The 18,596-nt window shown below is 72.9% G+C and carries 18 protein-coding genes; 5 read left to right on the top strand and 13 right to left on the bottom strand.

Translation table 11 applies throughout. The annotated features are described in order from the left end of the window. Window positions 1-8 precede the first annotated feature (8 nt). From AC3ANM_RS14065 to AC3ANM_RS14055, 3 genes are all read right to left on the bottom strand, one after another. Window positions 9-1,292, bottom strand: a complete 1,284-nt coding sequence (locus AC3ANM_RS14065; RefSeq protein ID WP_488285038.1) for an MFS transporter — start codon at window positions 1,290-1,292, stop codon at window positions 9-11. Beyond that, window positions 1,289-1,732, bottom strand: coding sequence for a MarR family winged helix-turn-helix transcriptional regulator (locus tag AC3ANM_RS14060; protein ID WP_488285037.1), 444 nt, complete (start codon window positions 1,730-1,732; stop codon window positions 1,289-1,291). Before AC3ANM_RS14060 ends, AC3ANM_RS14065 begins: the two co-directional genes overlap by 4 nt. A 135-nt stretch (window positions 1,733-1,867) precedes the next feature. Further along, window positions 1,868-3,361: an NCS2 family permease gene (locus AC3ANM_RS14055; RefSeq protein WP_488285036.1), complete on the bottom strand. Its 1,494-nt coding sequence runs from the start codon at window positions 3,359-3,361 to the stop codon at window positions 1,868-1,870. A gap of 60 nt (window positions 3,362-3,421) precedes the next feature. On the opposite strand from AC3ANM_RS14055, the gene AC3ANM_RS14050 reads away from it, so the two are divergent. After that, window positions 3,422-3,652, top strand: coding sequence for a DUF2530 domain-containing protein (locus tag AC3ANM_RS14050; protein ID WP_488285035.1), 231 nt, complete (start codon window positions 3,422-3,424; stop codon window positions 3,650-3,652). A 66-nt stretch (window positions 3,653-3,718) separates the two neighbouring features. Here AC3ANM_RS14050 and AC3ANM_RS14045 read toward each other — a convergent pair whose 3' ends face one another. The 7 genes from AC3ANM_RS14045 to AC3ANM_RS14015 all read right to left on the bottom strand — a co-directional run bounded on the left by AC3ANM_RS14045 (window position 3,719) and on the right by AC3ANM_RS14015 (window position 10,172). Continuing rightward, complete coding sequence (locus AC3ANM_RS14045) at window positions 3,719-4,636, bottom strand: oxidoreductase (RefSeq protein WP_488285034.1); 918 nt, start codon at window positions 4,634-4,636, stop codon at window positions 3,719-3,721. Window positions 4,637-4,692: 56 nt separating this feature from the next. Continuing rightward, complete coding sequence (locus AC3ANM_RS14040) at window positions 4,693-5,430, bottom strand: DUF3027 domain-containing protein (RefSeq protein WP_488285033.1); 738 nt, start codon at window positions 5,428-5,430, stop codon at window positions 4,693-4,695. A gap of 5 nt (window positions 5,431-5,435) precedes the next feature. Further along, window positions 5,436-5,840: a cold-shock protein gene (locus tag AC3ANM_RS14035; RefSeq protein WP_488285032.1), complete on the bottom strand. Its 405-nt coding sequence runs from the start codon at window positions 5,838-5,840 to the stop codon at window positions 5,436-5,438. Window positions 5,841-5,991: 151 nt separating this feature from the next. Beyond that, a complete protein-coding gene (locus AC3ANM_RS14030) occupies window positions 5,992-6,915 on the bottom strand; it encodes an aldose 1-epimerase family protein (protein WP_488285031.1) in 924 nt (307 codons plus the stop codon). 19 nt (window positions 6,916-6,934) lie between these two features. After that, window positions 6,935-7,705, bottom strand: coding sequence for a hypothetical protein (locus AC3ANM_RS14025; RefSeq protein WP_488285030.1), 771 nt, complete (start codon window positions 7,703-7,705; stop codon window positions 6,935-6,937). A gap of 199 nt (window positions 7,706-7,904) precedes the next feature. Then, window positions 7,905-8,456: an AAA family ATPase gene (locus AC3ANM_RS14020; protein ID WP_488285029.1), complete on the bottom strand. Its 552-nt coding sequence runs from the start codon at window positions 8,454-8,456 to the stop codon at window positions 7,905-7,907. 51 nt (window positions 8,457-8,507) lie between these two features. After that, complete coding sequence (locus AC3ANM_RS14015) at window positions 8,508-10,172, bottom strand: AMP-binding protein (RefSeq protein ID WP_488287957.1); 1,665 nt, start codon at window positions 10,170-10,172, stop codon at window positions 8,508-8,510. 58 nt (window positions 10,173-10,230) lie between these two features. Between AC3ANM_RS14015 and AC3ANM_RS14010 the strand changes: the two genes are divergently transcribed. Further along, window positions 10,231-12,516: a helicase-associated domain-containing protein gene (locus AC3ANM_RS14010; protein WP_488285028.1), complete on the top strand. Its 2,286-nt coding sequence runs from the start codon at window positions 10,231-10,233 to the stop codon at window positions 12,514-12,516. A 12-nt stretch (window positions 12,517-12,528) separates the two neighbouring features. Here the strand turns inward: AC3ANM_RS14010 and AC3ANM_RS14005 are convergent, their stop codons facing one another. Together AC3ANM_RS14005 and AC3ANM_RS14000 are read right to left on the bottom strand one after the other, a co-directional pair. Continuing rightward, the gene (locus AC3ANM_RS14005) at window positions 12,529-12,972 is read right to left on the bottom strand and encodes a ribosomal protein L7/L12 (protein ID WP_488285027.1); all 444 of its coding nucleotides are present in this window, start codon (window positions 12,970-12,972) and stop codon (window positions 12,529-12,531) included. Continuing rightward, window positions 12,969-13,763: a TrmB family transcriptional regulator gene (locus AC3ANM_RS14000; RefSeq protein ID WP_488285026.1), complete on the bottom strand. Its 795-nt coding sequence runs from the start codon at window positions 13,761-13,763 to the stop codon at window positions 12,969-12,971. The genes AC3ANM_RS14005 and AC3ANM_RS14000 overlap by 4 nt, the downstream gene beginning before the upstream one ends. 227 nt (window positions 13,764-13,990) lie before the next feature. On the opposite strand from AC3ANM_RS14000, the gene AC3ANM_RS13995 reads away from it, so the two are divergent. Continuing rightward, a complete protein-coding gene (locus AC3ANM_RS13995) occupies window positions 13,991-15,598 on the top strand; it encodes a hypothetical protein (RefSeq protein WP_488285025.1) in 1,608 nt (535 codons plus the stop codon). Window positions 15,599-15,715: 117 nt separating this feature from the next. On the opposite strand, the gene AC3ANM_RS13990 is transcribed toward AC3ANM_RS13995, so the two are convergent. After that, complete coding sequence (locus tag AC3ANM_RS13990; protein ID WP_488285024.1) at window positions 15,716-16,651, bottom strand: hydroxymethylglutaryl-CoA lyase; 936 nt, start codon at window positions 16,649-16,651, stop codon at window positions 15,716-15,718. A gap of 85 nt (window positions 16,652-16,736) precedes the next feature. Here AC3ANM_RS13990 and AC3ANM_RS13985 point away from each other — a divergent pair, with 85 nt between their 5' ends. Both AC3ANM_RS13985 and AC3ANM_RS13980 read left to right on the top strand, forming a co-directional pair. Continuing rightward, window positions 16,737-17,444, top strand: a complete 708-nt coding sequence (locus AC3ANM_RS13985) for a hypothetical protein (RefSeq protein WP_488285023.1) — start codon at window positions 16,737-16,739, stop codon at window positions 17,442-17,444. An 8-nt stretch (window positions 17,445-17,452) separates the two neighbouring features. After that, the gene (locus AC3ANM_RS13980) at window positions 17,453-18,484 is read left to right on the top strand and encodes a tetratricopeptide repeat protein (protein WP_488285022.1); all 1,032 of its coding nucleotides are present in this window, start codon (window positions 17,453-17,455) and stop codon (window positions 18,482-18,484) included. Window positions 18,485-18,596 lie beyond the last annotated feature (112 nt).

Here is an 18,596-nt window from a genome sequence, read left to right as displayed (position 1 = left end):
CGGGGTCATCAGGCCGCGATCTCGGGCATCGGCTGCTCGGCGTGGCGGACCAGGGCGAGCCGTGGCCGGCCGCGCCACTCGTACTCGACGTGGAGGTTCTCGCTACGCATGAGGTACATCGTCGCAGCCACCAGCGCCATGGCGACGGTGATGGTCCCGATGAGGATGGTCCAGCGCGGCCCCCACGCCGACCCGATCCAGCCGACCAGGGGTGAGCCGAGCGGCGTGCCCCCCATGAAGATCGCCATGTAGAGCGCCATCACCCGGCCACGCATCTGCGGGGCCACGCTCAGCTGCACCATGGAGTTGGCGCTCGTGAGGACCGTCAGGGCGCTCAGGCCCACCGGCACCAGCAGCACCGCGAACCAGAGGTAGGTCGGCGCCAGGGCGGCGGCCGCCGTGGAGACGACGAACCCGCCGAGGGCGACCAGCAGGATCCGCAGCCGGGGACGGGGGCGACGCGCCGAGAGCAGCGCCGCCGAGAGCGACCCGATGGCCATGATCGAGCCGAGCAGGCCGTACTCCCCCGCGCCCTTGTGGAACACGGCAGTGGCCATGAGCGCCGTCGTCATCTGGAAGTTCATCCCGAACGTGCCGAGCACGAACACGATGGCCATGATCAGCATGAGGTCCGGACGGCTGCGCACGTAGCGCACGCCCTCGACGATCTGGCCCTTGCCGCGGGCGCGGGGAGCCGGCTTGAGCTCACCGACCCGCATCCGCCAGAGCGCGACGAGCACCGCGACGAAGGTCAGGGTGTTGATGAGGAACGCCGGCCCGGTGCCCGCGGCGGCGATCAACAGCCCGGCCACGCCGGGGCCGATCAGGCGGGCGGCGTTGAAGGAGGCGCTGTTGAGCCCGACGGCGTTGGCGAGCTCGTCGCGCGGCACCATCTCGGACACGAAGGTCTGCCGGGCCGGGTTGTCCACCGCGGTCGCCACGCCCTGGAGGAACGCGAGCGCGTAGACGTGCCAGAGCTGAACGGTGCCGGTCACCACGAGCACGCCGGTCAGCGCCGACGTGAGCGCGAGCGAGCTCTGGGTCACGGTGAGGATGCGTCGCTTGTTGAACCGGTCGGCGATCATGCCCGACCACGGGGCGAGCAGGAGCAGCGGAAGGAACTGCAGGCCGGTGACGACGCCGAGCGCCACCGAGGAGTGGTGGGTGAGCTCGGTCAGGACCAGCCAGTCCTGGGCGACCCGGCCCATCCACGTGCCGACGTTGGAGATGAGCGCGCCAGCGGCATAGACCCGGTAGTTGTAGATGGCGAGGGAACGGAAGGTGGGGCTCACTGTCCCGCCACCCTCAGCAGGATCTCGCTCGCCCTGGTGAGGACCTCGCGCTCCTCGGCGGACAGGTCCTTGATCCGGCTGGCCATCCACTCGTCGCGGCGGCGGCGGATGTCCTTGAGCGTGCGTGCACCCTCGGGCGTCAGCGACAGAATGACCTGTCGCCCGTCGGTGGGGTCGTCGGCGCGCAGGACGAGCCCCCGCTCGACCAGGGCCGCGACGGTGCGGCTCATGCTCGGTGCGCTCACCCGCTCGATGTCCGCGAGCTCGCGCGGGGTGCGGGGCGTCTCCTCGAGCCGTGCCATCACGCTGAACTGGTGCGGCGCCACGAGGTCGGTGCTCTCGAAGCGGACCCGCCGGCTGATCCTCATGCAGGCCAGTCGCAGGTCGTTGGCCAACGTCGCGAGAGAGGTCGACGTCGGCGCCTTCGCCTTGGTGGTCATGCTGCCTCCCTGATGTCGTTAGCATAACTCATTACCTGTGCTAAGTATTCCGTTTCTACCCCGTGCAACGCGAAGCGGCGGGCCCATGGAGACCATGGACCCGCCGCTCACCACTGACCGCCGAAGCGGCCCTGCTCACTTCACGCCGAGGATCTCCTTGACCGGGTCGATCGCGAAGTAGACGACGAACAGCGCCGACACCAGCCACATGATCGGGTGCAGCGTGCGGGCCTTGCCGCGCACCAGCTTGATCAGCACGTAGAGCACGAACCCGGCGCCGATGCCGACCGTGATCGAGTAGGTGAACGGCATGAGGACGATGGTGAGGAACGCCGGGAAGGCGATCTCCAGGTCGTCCCAGTCGATGCCCTTGACCTGCTGCATCATCAGGAAGCCGACGACGACCAGCGCCGGCGTGGCCGCCTCGTAGGGCACCACTGCCACGAGGGGGGCGACGAACGTCGACGCCAGGAAGAGCACGCCGGTCACGACCGCAGCCAGACCGGTGCGGGCGCCCTCGCCCACGCCGGCCGCGGACTCGATGAAGCCGGTGTTGCTGCTCACGCTGCCGACACCACCGGCGGCAGCCGCCAGGCCGTCCACCACGAGGATCTTCTGGGCGCCGATCGGGTTGCCGTCCTTGTCGAGCAGACCGCCCTCGGCGCCGATGGCGACCATGGTGCCCATCGTGTCGAAGAAGTCGGCGAGCACCAGGGTGAAGACGAGCAGCGCCGCGGAGACGATGCCGATCTTGGAGAAGGAGCCCAGCAGCGAGAAGTGGCCCAGCAGGCCGAAGTCGGGGATGTCGAAGGCGTTGTCCGGGAGCTTGGGGACGTTGAGGCCCCAGCCGGCCGGGTTGACGACCTTGCCGGTCTTGTCGGTCTGGCTGCCGACGTTGAACGTCAGCTCGACGAGCATGGCCAGCAGGGTGGCGCCGACGATGCCGTAGAGGATCGCGCCCTTCACCTTCTTGACCATCATCACGATGATCGCCAGCAGGCCGACGATGAAGACCAGCAGCGGCCAGCCGGCGAGGAAGCCGCCGATGCCCAGCTCGACCGGCACGGGACCGGCGACGGGCTTGCGCACGAAGCCGGAGTCGACGAGGCCGATGATCGTGATGAACAGGCCGATGCCCACGCTGATGGCGATCTTCAGCTGCGGCGGCACGGCCCGGAAGACCGCTTGGCGGAAGCCGGTGAGCACCAGCACCGTGATGATGATGCCCTCGATGACGACCAGGCCCATGGCGTCGGCCCAGGTCATCTGCGGCAGCTTGGCGATCCCGAAGGTCACGAACGCGTTCAGGCCCAGGCCTGCCGCGATGGCCAGCGGGTAGTTGGCCACGACGCCCATCAGCAGGCTCATGACGCCGGCCACCAGGGCCGTGGCCGCAGCCACCATGGCGAGGTTGGGTGCGTTGCCGCCCCCCAGGAAGTGGCCGGTGCCATCGGTCTGGGTGCCGATGATCAGCGGGTTCAGGACCACGATGTAGGCCATCGTGAAGAAGGTGGCGAACCCGCCGCGCACCTCCCGCCCGATGGTCGAGCCGCGTTCGGTGATGCGGAAGAAGTTGTCCAGGGCACCGCGCGTAGCGGTGGGCCGTGGCGACGTGGCGGTAGACGGCATGGCCTACAGGGTAGGGGGTGGGGCCGCAACCTGACGCACGATGCCGCATAGAGTGCGAGGGTGATCACGCCGTCCCGCCCCGCGCCCGAGCCGCTGAAGGTCAGGACCACGCGCGTCATCGAGGTCGGCATGCTGGTCTGGGCGGTCGCGCTGGTCGTCACGCTGGTCGTCCCGGCCCTGCACACCGGCTCGCGCCACTGGTGGCCGTGGGCCTGCGTCGCCGGCATCGTCCTGGGCGGCATCGGCTGGACCTACGTGCGCCGCGGTCGCGGCAACGCCGCCGACGCCTGAGACCCACCGCTTCCGTTCCGGCTCACCCCGCCTGCGCGCGAGGCAAGACCAGCCCGGTATTACGGGTCAGGACTCCCAGCCGAAGCCCACCCCGGTCAGCTCGGCACTGCGCTCCCACAGCCGATCGGCGAGCCGGGCGTCCTCGGCCTGGGCGCTCAGGCGGGCCGGGCCGACCGGCCCCCGGGTCTCCCCCAGCCACTGCGGCCCGGTGTAGGAGCCCGGCTCGGCCTCGGTCGCGGCATACAGGCTGGGGTTGGCCCCGGCAGCGGCGGACTGGAAGGCCAGCCGCAGGGCGGCCGGGGCGAGGGCGCGCACCACCGGGTTGGCGCCCATGCCCTGGGTGTCGGTGACCAGGCCGGTCGCGGAGACGCCGGGGTGGGCCATCGTCGAGGTCAGGTGCGGGGCGTGGACGGCGGCGCGGCGCTGCAGCTCCCGGCCGAAGAGCAGGTTGGCCAGCTTGGAGTTGCCGTAGGCCGGGCCCGGGCGGTAGTCCTCCGCGGGGTTGCCCGCCAGGACCGACTCGGTGCCCCAGTGGTGGCGGATCGAGGAGACGGTCACGACCCGCGGGTTGCGCGCCGCCTTCAGCGCCGGCAGCAGCCCCGCTGTGAGGGCGAAGTGGCCGAGGTGGTTGGTGCCGAACTGCAGCTCGAAGCCGTCGCTGGTCGGCTGCCACGTCGAAGGCGTCATGACGCCGGCGTTGTTGAACAGCAGGTCCAGCGGCCCGTCCCACTCCTGGCTCAGGCGGGACACCGACTCCAGCGAAGACAGGTCGAGGTGGCGCACCTCGACCTTGGCGTCCGGCACCGTCGCCCGGATGCGCTGGGCCGCGGTGTCAGCCGACTCGGTGTTGCGGCAGGCCAGGGTGACGTGCGCACCGCTACGGGCCAGCGCGGCGCTGGTGTGCCAGCCGATCCCGGAGTTGGCACCGGTCACGAGGGCACGGAGGCCTTCCATGCGGGGCAGGTCGGCGGGGGTCCACGGCATGCGGGCAAGGCTACCCGCGGGTACGCCCCGGCACCGGTCGGGGCGCGCCCGCCGGGTCAGGTCAGGACGTCGTAGGCGAAGTCGTCGACGATCGGCTGGTCGGCCGGAGCCGGCTCGGGGCGCTCGATGTCGACCTCGCTGTGCGCGCCGCAGCCGTGGTCAAGGCTCACGACGCGACCGTCGGAGGGAGACCAGGCGTTGGCGCAGACGCCGAAAAAAGAGCGCAGGGCACCCACCATCGGCATGAAGAAGCCGCAGGTGGAGCACGGAGCGGGAGCCTGCTCGGCGACCGGGGAGGTGGGGCCGTTCTCGCCGTCGTACCAGCGCTGCGCCGCCTCCTCGCGGCCCTCGGCCGACAGGACGCGCTGTCGCCCGAGCCCGAGCTCCCACTGCGCCACCTGGTCGACGTCCTCGTCGCCGGTGGCCTCGAAGCCGGGCTCGAGGCGGGGGTCCTGCTCGATAAACGGCAGCACGTCGCCGGCGCCGAGGTCCCCCGGCGCCAGGCGCTGCTCGTAGGGCAGCCACTCCGGAGACAGCAGCGCGCCGTCGCCCGGGACGAGGTTGGTCTCGCACACGGTGACCTTGCGGGCGCGGGAGACCCGGGCCACGGTGATCGCCCAGCGCCAGCCGGGGTAGGCCGGCGCGGTGCAGGCGAAGTAGTGCGTGGCCAGCCGCTCGTCGTCCATGGAGAAGCCGATGTGGTCGCCGACGGTGCCCCGCTCGGCGATGCCCTCGGCCGCCTCACGGGCGAGGTCGACCGCGCTGCGGAGGGTGGCGTCGTCCTTGGGTGGCATGACGATCAGCCCGCAGATCCGTCGAGCTGGTCGGCCACGCCGCGCAGCGCCTTGGCCACCTTGGCGGCCATGGCCTTGTCGGGGTGACGGCCCCGGCGGTAGCTGTTGGAGGCCCCGTCGAGCAGCTTGATGACGTCCTCGATGACGACGGCCATCTCATCCGGCTTGAGGCGCTTCTTCTCGTGGACCGCGGCCGCCACGGAGGGCGCCGGGTCCAGCAGCCGCACCGACAGGGCCTGCGCCCCGCGCCGGCCCTCGACGATGCCGAACTCGACGCGTGTGCCGCCCTTGAGCGTGGTCACCCCTTCGGGCAGCGCATTGGCGTGCAGGAACACGTCGCCACCCTCGTCGTCGCTGAGGAAGCCGAAGCCCTTCTCCGCGTCGTACCACTTGACCTTGCCCGTCGGCACTGTCCACCTCTTGCTCGTCAGGTTGGCCAGCCCGGCCGATGCCGGGCATGACACATTGGCGCACGGTGCGCTGTGCCAAGGCTATCCGGCCGGTGGTGCACCCGAAAATCGGTTTCGCCCAGTCCGTGCCCCCATCTCCCACCCGCAGCCGTCAGGCCGTCGTGATCCCCCATGCCGCGGACCACTCCTGGCCGGGCTCGAGCACGATCAGGTCGGTGCCCGTCGCCAGGGCGTTCGGCGGGCAGGTCATCGGCTCGACGGCCAGTCCGCTGCGACGCCGCAGGTCCGGCGCGAACGCGTCGCCGGAGAAGACCTGCACCCAGCCGTATGCCGCGTCCGCCCAGAGGGTGACGGCCCGCCCGGCCCCGGGTCGGGTCAGCTCGACGCGCCAGCGTCCGTCGCCGTCGACGGCGAGGTCGGTGAACGCCGTGTCCAGCGCGGTGTCACCGACCCTCCGCCCGTCCCGGAAGTCCATCGGGCCGTCCGCGACCGGCTCCAGGCCGGTGGGCAGCAGCCGCTCGTCCACGAGGAGGCGCCGGCTCGCCGGCAGCCGGAGCTCCAGCTCGTCGACGAGGTCCTCCCCCGCGGTCAGGTAGGGGTGCGCGCCGAACCCGAAGGGCGCGGCGGAGGCGCCGACGTTGCGAGCCCGCGGTGTCACGGTCAGGCCGGCGTCGTCGAGCTCGTAGGTGACCTCGAGGTCCAGGCAGCCGGCCCAGCCCTGCTGGGGATGCAGCCGGTAGCCCACCGTGAGCCGGTGCGGCTCGTGCTCCAGCAGCGTCCACAGGGCCCAGCGGACCAGCCCGTGGCTGGCGTTGCGCAGGGCCGGCTCGTTGAGCGCGAGCTGGAAGTCCTTGCCCCCGAAGGAGTAGCGGCCGTCCGCGACCCGGTTGGGCCACGGGATGAGCAGCTGTCCCCGACCGGCGGTGCACTGCTGGTCGGGCGCATAGCCGGACAGGACCGGCTCGCCGCCACGGGTCCAGGTGCGCAGGCCACCGCCCACCTCGACGACCACGGCCTCCTGGTCGCCGTGCCGGATGGTCCACTGGGCCCCGCTGGGCAGCTCGGGAGTGCTCACGCCCCGAGAACCTAAAGGGTCAGCTCGTCCCGCCGGAACCCTGGGGGCCCATGACGGTCAGCAGCACGACCTCGCGGGTGTCCTTGGCTGCGATGACGAAAGCGGTGTCACCGGTGCGGACGGCGCCGAGCTGCATCCCGCGGACGCGGGACTGGCTGGTGATCGTGTAGGTCTGCGTGAAGCTGTCGTCACTGCGCAGGGTGACCGAGGTGCTGGACAGGGCGGTCACCTGGCCGGACTGGAAGAGCACGGTGCGGCCCTGCACCGTGTACTCCCCGTGCGCCGCGCCGCTGCCGGGCAGCGACGGGAGGCGACCACCCGGCATACCGGGCATGAGCGGGCGACGGTTCTGGCCGTTGCCCTGGCCGTTGCCCTGGCCGTTGCGGTCGCCGCGGTTGCCGTTCAGGCCGTCGTCACGCTGGCCCATCATGAAGCCGGACCGGTCGCCACCGAAGGCCACCCGACGACCGATGAAGAACCCGGTGGCCGCCACCACGGCGACGAGGACGAGCGCGACCACGGCAGCCACCGCGGCCAGGGCCCACCGGCGCCCGGTGGTCGCCGTCGCCCGCTGCCAGCGGCCGGGAGGCGGGCCGCCGTAGCCCACCGGCGTCGGCTGACCCGGTCCACCCGGCGGCGGGCCCTGGGCCGCGCCGGTCGCGCCCGCCGGTCCGGCGGCGGCCGGGGGCGCGCCCTGGGCGGCCTGCGTCGACGACGTCGCCGGCGGCGGGGCGGGGGGCTGCTGCGCGGCGGGCACCTGCGGCTGCGGCGCGGTGGGGCTGGGGGGCATCGGCTGGGTGGGCTCGCTCGGCCCGTGTGGTTCGGGGGGCGGCTGCTGCGACATGGCAGTCCTTTCGACACCCACAGGATGCGCTCCGATCCTGAGGCCCGGCAGGCCCTTTCCTAGGAATCGGCTATGACTCACACCAATCCGGCTGCACCGGACGAACCGCCCCAACCGGGTGGTTCTGCCCGGCGTCCCCGCGCCCTCAGGCCCGGACCGCGGCGAGCACGGCGCGGTAGCTGCCCTCCACCTCGCCGTCGACGGTCGGCGCCAGGACGACTCCCGGGCACTCCGCGACCACCTCGAGGAGGTGGTCGTACATGCGGTGCAGGGCGGCCTCGCCGCCGTCCCCGGCGACGTGGCGGGCCGCGTCGACGTGGTCCTCCTCCGCGGCGCGGGCCGCCCGCTCGTGGAAGCGCTGGATCGCCCCCTCCCGGTCGGCCAGGAGGACGACATGGTGGAACGGCACACCGCTGTGCGCGGCGACCTCGGCGAGCTGGTCGACGAAGCGGCGCCGGCCCAGGAACTGCGGCACCACGACGTCGTGACCGGCCGCCAGGTGCGTGCGCGCCATCGCCAGGGCGAGGTCCCGGGCTGCCAGACCGGCAGCGTGCCGGTCCTCGCGCCACACGCCGAGCTGCCCGCGCAGCCGGTCGACATCGAGGTCGAGGGCCAGCGGGTGGTCGGCGACGTAGCGCCGTGCCAGCGTCGACTTCCCGCTGGCCGGGAAGCCGTTCAGCAGCAGGAGGCGGGGCACGGCAGGCGGGTGAGGAGGCGCGGCATACCGGGGGCTGTGGAGGGCACCGGCTCAGGCGTGCCGGATGCCGGCGGCGTCCTGCAGGCCGAGGATCTCCACGGCCTGCGCCCGCATCTCCACCTTGCGGATCTTGCCGGTCACCGTCATCGGGAACCCGTCGACGACGTGGACGTAGCGCGGCACCTTGTAGTGCGCGAGCTGGCCGCTGCAGAACTCCCGGACGGCCTCGACCGTGAGCGCCTCCTGGCCGGGCTTCATGACGACCCAGGCCATGAGCTCCTCGCCGTACTTCGCGTCCGGCACGCCGATCACCTGCACGTCGGCGATGGCCGGGTGCGTGTAGAGGAACTCCTCGATCTCGCGCGGGTAGACGTTCTCGCCACCGCGGATGACCATGTCCTTGATCCGGCCGACGATCGAGAGGTAGCCGGCCTCGTCCATCGTCGCGAGGTCGCCGGTGTGCATCCACCGCGCCGCGTCGACCGCCTCGGCGGTCTTGTCCGCCTGCTCCCAGTAGCCGAGCATCACGCTGTATCCGCGGGTGCACAGCTCGCCCGGCTCGCCGCGCGGCACGGTCAGGCCGGTGACGGGGTCGACGACCTTGACCTCCAGGTGGGGCATGACCCGACCGACGGTCTCGGTGCGCCGGGCCAGGTCGTCGTCGATGCGGGTCATCGTCGACACCGGCGAGGTCTCGGTCATGCCGTAGCAGATGGCCACCTCCGACATGTGCATCTCGGCGACGACCCGCTTCATCACCTCCACCGGGCACGGCGACCCGGCCATGATGCCGGTGCGCAGGGTCGACAGGTCGTAGGTGCCGAAGTCGGCCAGCCCGAGCTCGGCGATGAACATGGTCGGCACGCCGTAGAGCGACGTGCAGCGTTCTGCCGCAACGGCTTCCAGCGTCGCCGCGGGGTCGAAGGACGGCGCCGGGATGACCATGCACGCGCCGTGCGAGGTGGCCGCGAGGTTGCCCATCACCATGCCGAAGCAGTGGTAGAAGGGCACCGGGAGGCAGACCCGGTCGGCCTCGGTGTAGCTGACCAGCTCGCCGACGAAGTAGCCGTTGTTGAGGATGTTGTGGTGGCTCAGCGTGGCGCCCTTGGGGAAGCCCGTGGTGCCGCTCGTGTACTGGATGTTGATCGGGTCGTCGGTGCTGAGCGTGCGCATCCGGGCGGCGAGCGCCGAGTCCTCGACCGCCCCGCCCGAGGCGACCAGGTCGGACCAGGAGCCCTCGCCGATCCACACGACCTCGGCCAGGTCGGGGCAGTCTCCGCGCACCTCCTCGACCATGCCCCGGTAGTCCGAGGTCTTGTGCGCCACCGCGCTGAAGAGCATCCGCATGCCTGACTGCCGCACGACGTAGGCCAGCTCGTGGCTGCGGTAGGCCGGGTTGACGTTGACCAGCACCGCGCCGACCTTGGCGGTGGCGTACTGCAGCAGCGTCCACTCGGCGCAGTTCGGCGACCAGATGCCCACCCGGTCCCCGGCCTCGATCCCGCGACCCAGCAGCCCTCGGGCGAGGGCGTCGACGTCGGCGTTGAGCTCGGCGTAGGTCCACCGGCGCCCGCTCGGCACGTCGACGAGCGCCTCCCGGTCCCCGTGCCGCGCGACCGTGCGCTCGAGGTTGTCGCCGATCGTGTCACCGAGCAGCGGGGTCTGCGACGGGCCTGAGCTGTAGGACAGCATCACCGGTGTCTGCACGCGCCCCATCCTCACCACGCCCCCGGGCAGCGGCAAGAGGGACACGGCCGCGATTACCGTATGGCGTGTGCCTGCCTCCTCCTCCCGGCCCGCCTCCCGGGCCCGCAGCCTCGCCGAGGACGTGCGCGGGCGCTCCGACCCCCAGCTGCGCCGCCTGATCTCGCTGCGCCCGGACCTCGCCCGGCCCGCCCCGGCGGACCTGACCTCCCTGGCCGCCCGCGCGTCCACCCGGGCCAGCGTCCAGCGCGCCCTCGACGGGCTCGACCGGGGCCGGCTTCAGGTGCTCGAGGCCCTCGTCGTCGCCGGCGACCCGGTCGACACCGACCGGGCCGCCGCCCTGTTGGGCCTGGGCCCGCGCGTCCTGCTGCGCCACCTCGACCCGTTGTGGGAGCGCGCCCTCGTCTGGCGTGGCGCGGACGGCTGGCACGTGGTGCGCACGGTCACCGAGGTGATGGGCCCCTACCCCGGTGGCCTCGGCCCGGCGCTGGCGGACCTGCGTGGCTCGCTGCCCGAGGAGGTGGCCACCCCGCAGGCCCTGGAGGACTCGCTGGCGGAGGCCCCGCCCGAGGCCCGTGCGGTGCTGGACAAGCTCACGTGGGGCCCGCCCGTGGGCGTCCTCACCCCGGGCGGCCCGCTGGCCTTCGCCGGCAGCTGGATGCTCGCCCATCACCTGCTGACCGCGGTGACCACCGAGCAGGTCTGCCTGCCCCGCGAGGTCGCTCTGCACCTGCGGGGCGGACGGCTGCACCGGGAGCTCCTGCTCGAGCCGCCGCCGCTGACCACCACCACCCACGCCCCGTCGTCGGTCGACGCGGCGGCCGGCGGCCAGGCCTCGGACCTGCTCGGGCTGGTCGACGAGCTCGCCGCCGACTGGGGACCGCGCCCGCCGCGGGTGCTGCGGGCGGGCGGCCTGTCGGTGCGCGACCTCAAGCGGGTCGCGACCGGCCTGGACGTCCCGTCCGCGCATGCCGCGTTCCTCGTCGAGGCGGCGTTCGCCGCCGGCCTGGTGGCCGACGACGGCGCGATCGAGCCGGTGTGGGCGCCCACCCCGGCGTATGACGAGTGGCAGCAACGCCCCTCGGCCGACCGCTGGGTGCGGCTCGCCACGGCGTGGCTGGCGACGGGGCGCGCCCCGCACCTCGTCGGCACGACGGCTGCCGCCGGCGGCACCGTCAACGCGCTGAGCTCCGAGGTCCTCTGGCCGATGTGCCGCCAGCTGCGGCTGGACGTGCTGCGCGAGCTGGCCACGCTGCCGCCCGGCGAGGCCCCCGACCGCGCGAGCCTGACCGCCCGGATCGGGTGGCGGCGACCGCTGCGCACCCCGGCCAACGTCGAGGCGGTCGTCGGCGCGGTGCTGCGCGAGGCGGAGTGGCTGGGCGTCACCGGTCGAGGAGCGCTCGGCGCCGCCGGGCGCGCCCTGCTCGACGGACAGGACGAGGCCGCCGCCGAGGCGATGGCCGGGCACCTGCCCGCCCCGGTGGAGCACGTCCTGCTCCAGGCCGACCTCACCGCCGTGGCCCCCGGACGGCTCGAGGGCCGCCTGGCCCAGTTCATGCGCCTGGTCGCCGACGTCGAGTCCCGCGGCGGCGCCACCGTCCACCGCTTCTCGGCCGGCAGCGTCCGGCGCGCCCTGGACGCGGGCTGGTCGAGCGCCCAGGTCCTGAGCGCCCTGCACGAGTCGAGCCTGACCCCGGTCCCCCAGCCCCTGGAGTACCTCGTCGGCGACGTCGCCCGCCGTCACGGCCAGACCCGGGTGGGCTCCGCGGCGACGTTCGTCCGCAGCGACGACGAGGCGGTGCTCGACACGATGCTGGCCGAGCGCTCACTGCACCTGCTCCAGCTGCGCCGCATCGCCCCCACCGTCGTCGTCTCCCCCGTCGACTCGGCGACGGTGCTGGAGCTGTTGCGGGACAAGGGTTTTGCTCCCGTCGCGGAGACGATGGACGGGGGCGTCGTCGTGCCGCCGACCTCGCACCACCGCACCCCGGCCCGCCGGTCGCCGGCTCCCCCGATGACGGTGCAGTCGGTCGACGACGAGCTGGCTGGGGCGCTGGTGACGGCCCTGCGCGCCGGCGAGGAGGCCGCGGCCTACGAGCGGGCGCGGGCGGAGGGTCAGCCCGGCCCGGGGCCCCTGCCCGCCACGGACCCGACGGTGACCATGGCCCTGCTGCGCGAGGCGGCCGCCGAGCGCGACGGCGTGTGGATCGGCTACGCCGACGCCGACGGCCGCGCCTCCCGGATCCTGTTCTACCCCAGGCGGATCGAGGGCGGGCGGGCCTACGGCACGGTCGACGGGTCGAACGTGGAGCGCAGCTTCTCGATCCACCGGATCACCGGTGCCGCCTCCGCCTGAGCGGCACCGGCGTCAGGGGAGAAGCTCGACGCGGGCCGAGGCGCCGGCAGCCGAGAGCGCCGTGGCCACCCGCTCGGCCGAGTCGACGTCGACCCCCTCGAGCACGACCCCGGACGGCGAGTCGAGGACCGCTCGTGCGGCCGCGAGACCGAGGCCGGTCGCCTCGCGCACCTGCTTGATCACCTGGATGGGCCGGTCCCCGACGGCGTCCAGAACCACCGACGCGGTGCCCGAGGGGTAGCGCACCGGACCCTCGTCGGCGGCGCGGCGAGCGGTGAGCGCCCGACTCCAGCGCCGCGGGAGCACCTCGCCGAGGGTGAGCAGGAAGCAGACCAGGACCAGCCAGAACCAGAGGCCCGACAGCCGGGTCAGCATGGCCACGAGGAAGATCGCGAGGGCCCATGCCATGGCCAGGTGCAGCCACTCCGGCAGGGCCAGGCGACGGGGGCGGGTCATGGCACCTCCTTCGCCTGCTCCCAGGAGTGGTCGAACGTCAGCTGCAGGCTCGCGGCCAGGGCCTCGTGCTCCACGACGAGGTCGGTGGCGTCGTCGGCGGAGTCGAGGCAGATGACGACGGTTCGCCGGTCGGCCAGGACCAGCCCGAGGGGGGCGTGGTCGACCACCCGGACGTCGGCCCCCGCTTCGCGCACCGCTGCGAGGTCGTCGGTGAGGTCGCCGGTGAGGTCGCCGGCTGGGCCGGACTGCAGCAGGAGCCGCACCGTCCCGCCCGCGTCGAGCACCCTGGCAACCGAGGAGGCGTCGGGCAGCCTCAAGGGCCCGCTCGCGGGCGCGAGCACGCAGAGCTCCGCGGTGGCCGACTCCACGACCTCCCGTGCGCGGACGGTCGCGAGGGCTTGCTCCCGCAGCACCTCGACCCGGACCTCGGCAGCGGGCACGTCCTGACCGCGCTCCCAGGTGCGGCGCAGGGTCAGCGCGAGGTCCTGTGACCGGGTGCTCAGCTCGTCGAGCTCCTGACGCTGCACCGCGATGAGCCGCTGGATCGCGGTGTCGGGGTCGACGGCACTGAACCGGGTCACCCGGCCGGGGCGGTCGAGGGCCAACCCGCGCTCCACGAGCCGCGCGAGCACGTCGTAGATGCGCTGGCGCGGGATGCCGGCCTGGGTGGCCAGCTCGCCCGCGACCCAGCTCTGGCGCAGGACCATGGCGAGGTAGGCCTTGGCCTCGTAGGTGTTCAGGCCGAGGGCGAGCATCCGGTGCAGGTGCAGGTGCACGGACGGGTCGGGCATGGGCCCACCGTAGTGGCGCCGGGACGCTCCCCGACGGCGCCCGCGCCGGGCGGCGACCACCCGGGGAAGGTCAGCCTTGCCTGCCAAATCCGGGGAGACGGCATACCGATCCGGAACCTTCGCCGGGAGTCGGCCATGCACAGCCGTCAATACGTTTCCGCTCGCTGCCACCACTGATCGGTGGTGGCGCAGGAATCCCTTGCACCACTTCGCGAGAGGAAACGTCGATGTCGTTGTCACTTCGATCAGGACGCGCCAGCGCGCTGGCCGGCCTGACCGGCCTGGCCCTCACGGTCGCCGCGGGCCTGGCGGCCTCCCCGGCCGTCGCCGCGCCCACCGGGGGGCCGGCCAACCCCTACTCCCCGGCCTACGGCCACACCTACCGCCACGGCGTCACGCCCACCCGTGAGCAGCAGCAGAAGATGAACGACTGGGCCAAGCAGCACGCCTCGGGCCAGGCCACGACGGCCACCGGACCGCAGACCCTCGCCTACGGCGGCGGCGTCGACGGCATCGGCGTCACCAGCGGCACCCCCAAGGTCTACCTGGTCTTCTGGGGTACCCAGTGGGGCACGCAGGGCACGGACGGCAGCGGCAACCTGACCTTCTCCAGCGACACCGCTGGCGGTGCGCCCAAGCTGCAGAAGATGTTCAAGGGCCTGGGCACCGGCGGCGAGGGCTGGTCCGGCGTCATGACGCAGTACTGCGACGGGCCGCTCGTCACGACCGGCGCGACCACCTGCCCGGCCGGCGCCCCGCACGTCGGCTACCCGACCGGCGGCAACCTCGCCGGGGTCTGGTACGACAACAGCGCCGCCGAGCCGACCGCCGCGACCGGCGCCCAGCTGGGCACCGAGGCGGTCAAGGCCGCCGGGCACTTCGGCAACACCTCCGCGGCGTCCAACCGCTACGCGCAGTACGTGATCCTCTCGGCCAAGGGCCTGAACCCGGACAACTACAAGACCGGTGGCTTCTGCGCCTGGCACGACTGGAACGGCGACGTGGGCGTCTCCTCCTCCTACGGCGACATCGCGTTCACCAACATGCCCTACGTCATGGACCAGGGCACCAGCTGCGGCCAGAACTTCGTCAACACCTCGGGCACGCTCGACGGCTACACGATGGTCGAGGGCCACGAGTACGCCGAGACGATCTCCGACCAGAACCCGGCCGGCGGCTGGACCAACCAGGTCACCGGCAGCAGCTACAACGGCCAGGAGAACGCTGACGAGTGCGCCTGGATCTCCAGCGGCCAGGGCGCCTCGGCCAACGTGACCATGGGCAACGGCAGCTACGCGATGCAGAGCACCTGGTCCAACGACACCAACCGCTGCGACATCACGCACACCACGGTCACCGGTGGCGGCGGCGGTGGCGGTGGCTGCACCGGCCAGCTCTTCGCCAACCCCGGCTTCGAGTCCGGCAACGTCTCGTGGTCCGCGTCCAGCGGCGTCATCGCCCAGAACGGCACCTCCGAGCCCGCCCGCACCGGCACGTGGAACGCGTGGATGGATGGCTACGGCAGCGCCCACACCGACACCGTCTCGCAGTCGGTGACGATCCCGGCCGGGTGCAAGGCCACGCTCAGCTTCTACTACCACATCGACACTGCTGAGACGACCACGACGTCGGCGTACGACACCATGACGGTCAAGGCCGGCTCGACCACGCTGGGCTCGCTGTCCAACCTCAACAAGAACACCGGCTACGCGCTGAAGTCCTACGACCTGTCGGCCTACGCCGGCCAGACCGTGACGGTGACCTTCACCGGCACCGAGGACTCCTCACTGCAGACCTCCTTCGTCCTCGACGACACGGCGGTCAACCTGTCCTGACACCAGGACGACGGCAGGTATGCCGAGGGGCGGGCACCGAGGGTGCCCGCCCCTTCCTGCGTGCCGGCTCAGGCACCCCGTTCCTGCCGGCGCAGGGTGCCCTGGTCCGCGCGCCGCTCAGGCGGAGCCGGCGAGGGCCTTGACCACGCGCGACGGCGAGGGCCGGCCGAGCTGCGCGGCCATCCACGTGCTGGTCCCGACGAGGGCCTCGAGGTCGACGCCGGTCTCGATGCCGAGGCCGTCCAGCGCCCAGACGAGGTCCTCGGTGGCGAGGTTGCCGGTGGCGCTCTTCGCGTAGGGACAGCCGCCCAGCCCGCCGCTCGAGGCGTCAACCACGGTGACCCCGTGCCTCAGGGCCGCGACCGTGTTGACCAGGGCCTGGCCGTAGGTGTCGTGGAAGTGCACGCCGATGCGGTCCGCGCCGATCCCCTTGGCCTCCAAGGCATCCAGGAGCCGCTGCACGTGTCCGGTGGTGCCGACCCCGATCGTGTCGCCGAGGCTGAGCTGGTCGCACCCGAGGTCCATCAGGCGCTGCGCGACGTCGACGACCTGTGCGATCGGGACGTCACCCTCCCACGGGTCGCCGAAGCACATGGAGACGTAGGCCCGCACCCACAGCCCGGCCGAGCGGGCCTGCTCGACGACGGGCGCGAACATGGCGACCGACTCCTCCACCGAGCGGTTGAGGTTCTTGCGGGCGAAGGTCTCCGTGGCGCTGCCGAAGATGGCCACCGCCTCCACCCCGAGGGACAGCGCCCGCTCGAGGCCACGCTCGTTCGGCACCAGGACGGGTCGCTTCCGACCACGCCCCGCGTCCCCGAGCAGGCCGAGCAGCTCCTCGGCGTCGGCCAGCTGCGGCACCCACTTCGCCGGGACGAACGAGGTCGTCTCGACCGTGTCCAGGCCGGCGGCGACGAGCCGCCGGACGAACTCGGCCTTGACCTGCACCGGCACCACGGCCTTCTCGTTCTGCAGCCCGTCGCGCGGGCCCACCTCGTAGATCGTGACGCGGTCGGGCAGACCACCCACCACCTCACGCTGCGGTCGTCGCACGAGCACCTCCGGTCGCCCTCGCAGGATTGATAGGTTGAGAAGCCTAGGCCCGAGCAGGGGGCCACGCTGAAAGGCACGGACACTGATGAGCGACTCCACGACGCCACGCGACGACGAGAACACCTCGGATCCCACGGCCCCGCTGTGGTCGGACCCGACCGCGCCGATGTCGCAGGAGCCCGCCGGCGGGAGCACGCCGGAGCCGCCCCCGCTGCCGTCCACGCCCCCGGCCCCGACCGGCCCGACGCCGCCTCCCGTCGCGCCCCCGGCCCCGGGCTCCAGCCCGGCCTACCCCTACGGCGGCCAGCAGCCCGCCCAGCCGGCCTCCCCCTACGCCTCGCCGCAGACCCCCGGGCAGCCCAGCCCCTACCCGCCCCAGCAGGGTGGCTACCCGCAGCAGCCGCCCTACCCGCCGCAGCAGGGTGGCTACCCCCAGCAGGGCTACGGCCAGCAGCAGTACTGGGCCCAGCACGGCGCCCAGCCGGGCACCCCGGCCTACTACCAGAACCCTGCCGGCGTCGCCCCGACCAACACCTCGGCGATCGTCCTCACGATCGTCTCCGCCATCGCGACGCTGAGCACCTGCGTCATCGGCATCCCCAGCCTGATCATCGGCATCATGGCCCTCACCTCGAACTCCACCGACCCGGCGGGCTCGCGCAGGAAGGCGCGCACCGGCTGGATCGTGTTCGGCGTCAACGCCGGCGTCGTCATCCTGCTCGCCGCCGCCCTCATCACGCTCGCGATCGTCTCGGGCAACAACAGCAGCAACCAGTTCGACGGCACCTACTGACGGCCAGGGTGCCCTTCCTGCGCGGGTCCCGGCCCGACCCCGGGAACGACGTCGGCGGACTCACCGACGAGGAGCTGCTGCGGCGCTACCGCGAGCTGAGCCTGTCGATCGAGCAGGGTGAGGACGACGCGGACACCTCAGCACGGGCCGCGCTGGTCGACGCCCTGGCCGCCGAGGTCCTGCGGCGCCGACCCGGGTCCACGGAGTTCTGGTACGACCGCGGCATGCTCGCCAAGTGGCGCCGCGACTGGACCGCCTCGCGCGACTTCAACGCCACGGCGCTCGACCTCATGCCGGCTCACCGCCGTGCCGGTGAGCCGGCGGCCTGGAACCTGGGCATCGCCGCGACCGCGCTGCACGACTGGGCGACCGCCCGCCGTGCCTGGGCCGCGTTCGGCATCACCCTGCCGGACCGCTCCGCCGCCCCGGACGCCCCCGACGACGCTCCGGTGGAGGCCGACTTCGGCCCGGCACCGGTGCGCCTCAACGCCGCTGCCCGGTTCGTCGGAGAGGTCCCGCTGGAGGTGGACGGGCAGGAGTGGCAGACCGAGGTGGTGTGGGGCCGGCGGCTGTGCCCCAGCCGGATCGAGGTCCTCAACGTCCCCAGCCCCGAGTCGGGCCACCGGTTCGGCGACGTCGTCCTGCACGACGGCGACACGGTGGGCTCGCGGCGCCTCGGCGAGCACGAGCTCGGCGTCTTCAACGAGATCGCCCTCTGGCGACGGTCGACCCGGTCCACGTGGACGGTGACGGTCGAGGCGCCGGACGAGGCCGCGGTGGACGCCCTGACCGAGCTGCTGGGGGCCACGGGTGGCAGCGCGGAGGACTGGACGGCCAGCCTGCACCTCCTGTGCCAGGCCTGCAGCGAGGGGTCGCCGGACGCAGGGCATCACGACCACACCGCGCCGACGCACGAGTGGGCTCCCAGCCGCTCGCTCGGCATCGCCGCCGCACCGGGCGGGGCGGAGCCGCTGCTGCGCCGCTGGGCGGCCGAGGGCCCGGGTCGCGCATTCCGCGACCTGGCCCTCGCGCTGGAGTGACCCCGACCGCGCGCGTGTGCCCCGCCGCCCCGACCGGGAAGGATGGGACCGGCGTCGACGTTGACCCCGTGTCCGGCCCTCCACGGCGCCGGGCCCCCCGGCCCCACCCCAC

The sequence above is a fragment of the Oryzihumus sp. JJN4-3R genome, assembly GCF_057747915.1.
This window is presented reverse-complemented; position numbering and strand designations above follow the sequence as displayed.

Excerpts from the sequence above, each read along its gene's own strand:
- AC3ANM_RS14060 (WP_488285037.1), bottom strand. The coding sequence starts at position 1,732 with ATGACCACCAAGGCGAAGGCGCCGACGTCGACCTCTCTCGCGACGTTG.
- AC3ANM_RS14055 (WP_488285036.1), bottom strand. The coding sequence starts at position 3,361 with ATGCCGTCTACCGCCACGTCGCCACGGCCCACCGCTACGCGCGGTGCC.
- AC3ANM_RS14045 (WP_488285034.1), bottom strand. The coding sequence starts at position 4,636 with ATGCCGTGGACCCCCGCCGACCTGCCCCGCATGGAAGGCCTCCGTGCC.
- AC3ANM_RS14040 (WP_488285033.1), bottom strand. The coding sequence starts at position 5,430 with ATGCCACCCAAGGACGACGCCACCCTCCGCAGCGCGGTCGACCTCGCC.
- AC3ANM_RS14025 (WP_488285030.1), bottom strand. The coding sequence starts at position 7,705 with ATGCCCCCCAGCCCCACCGCGCCGCAGCCGCAGGTGCCCGCCGCGCAG.
- AC3ANM_RS14015 (WP_488287957.1), bottom strand. The coding sequence starts at position 10,172 with ATGGGGCGCGTGCAGACACCGGTGATGCTGTCCTACAGCTCAGGCCCG.
- AC3ANM_RS14005 (WP_488285027.1), bottom strand. The coding sequence starts at position 12,972 with ATGACCCGCCCCCGTCGCCTGGCCCTGCCGGAGTGGCTGCACCTGGCC.
- AC3ANM_RS14000 (WP_488285026.1), bottom strand. The coding sequence starts at position 13,763 with ATGCCCGACCCGTCCGTGCACCTGCACCTGCACCGGATGCTCGCCCTC.
- AC3ANM_RS13995 (WP_488285025.1), top strand. The coding sequence starts at position 13,991 with ATGTCGTTGTCACTTCGATCAGGACGCGCCAGCGCGCTGGCCGGCCTG.
- AC3ANM_RS13985 (WP_488285023.1), top strand. The coding sequence starts at position 16,737 with ATGAGCGACTCCACGACGCCACGCGACGACGAGAACACCTCGGATCCC.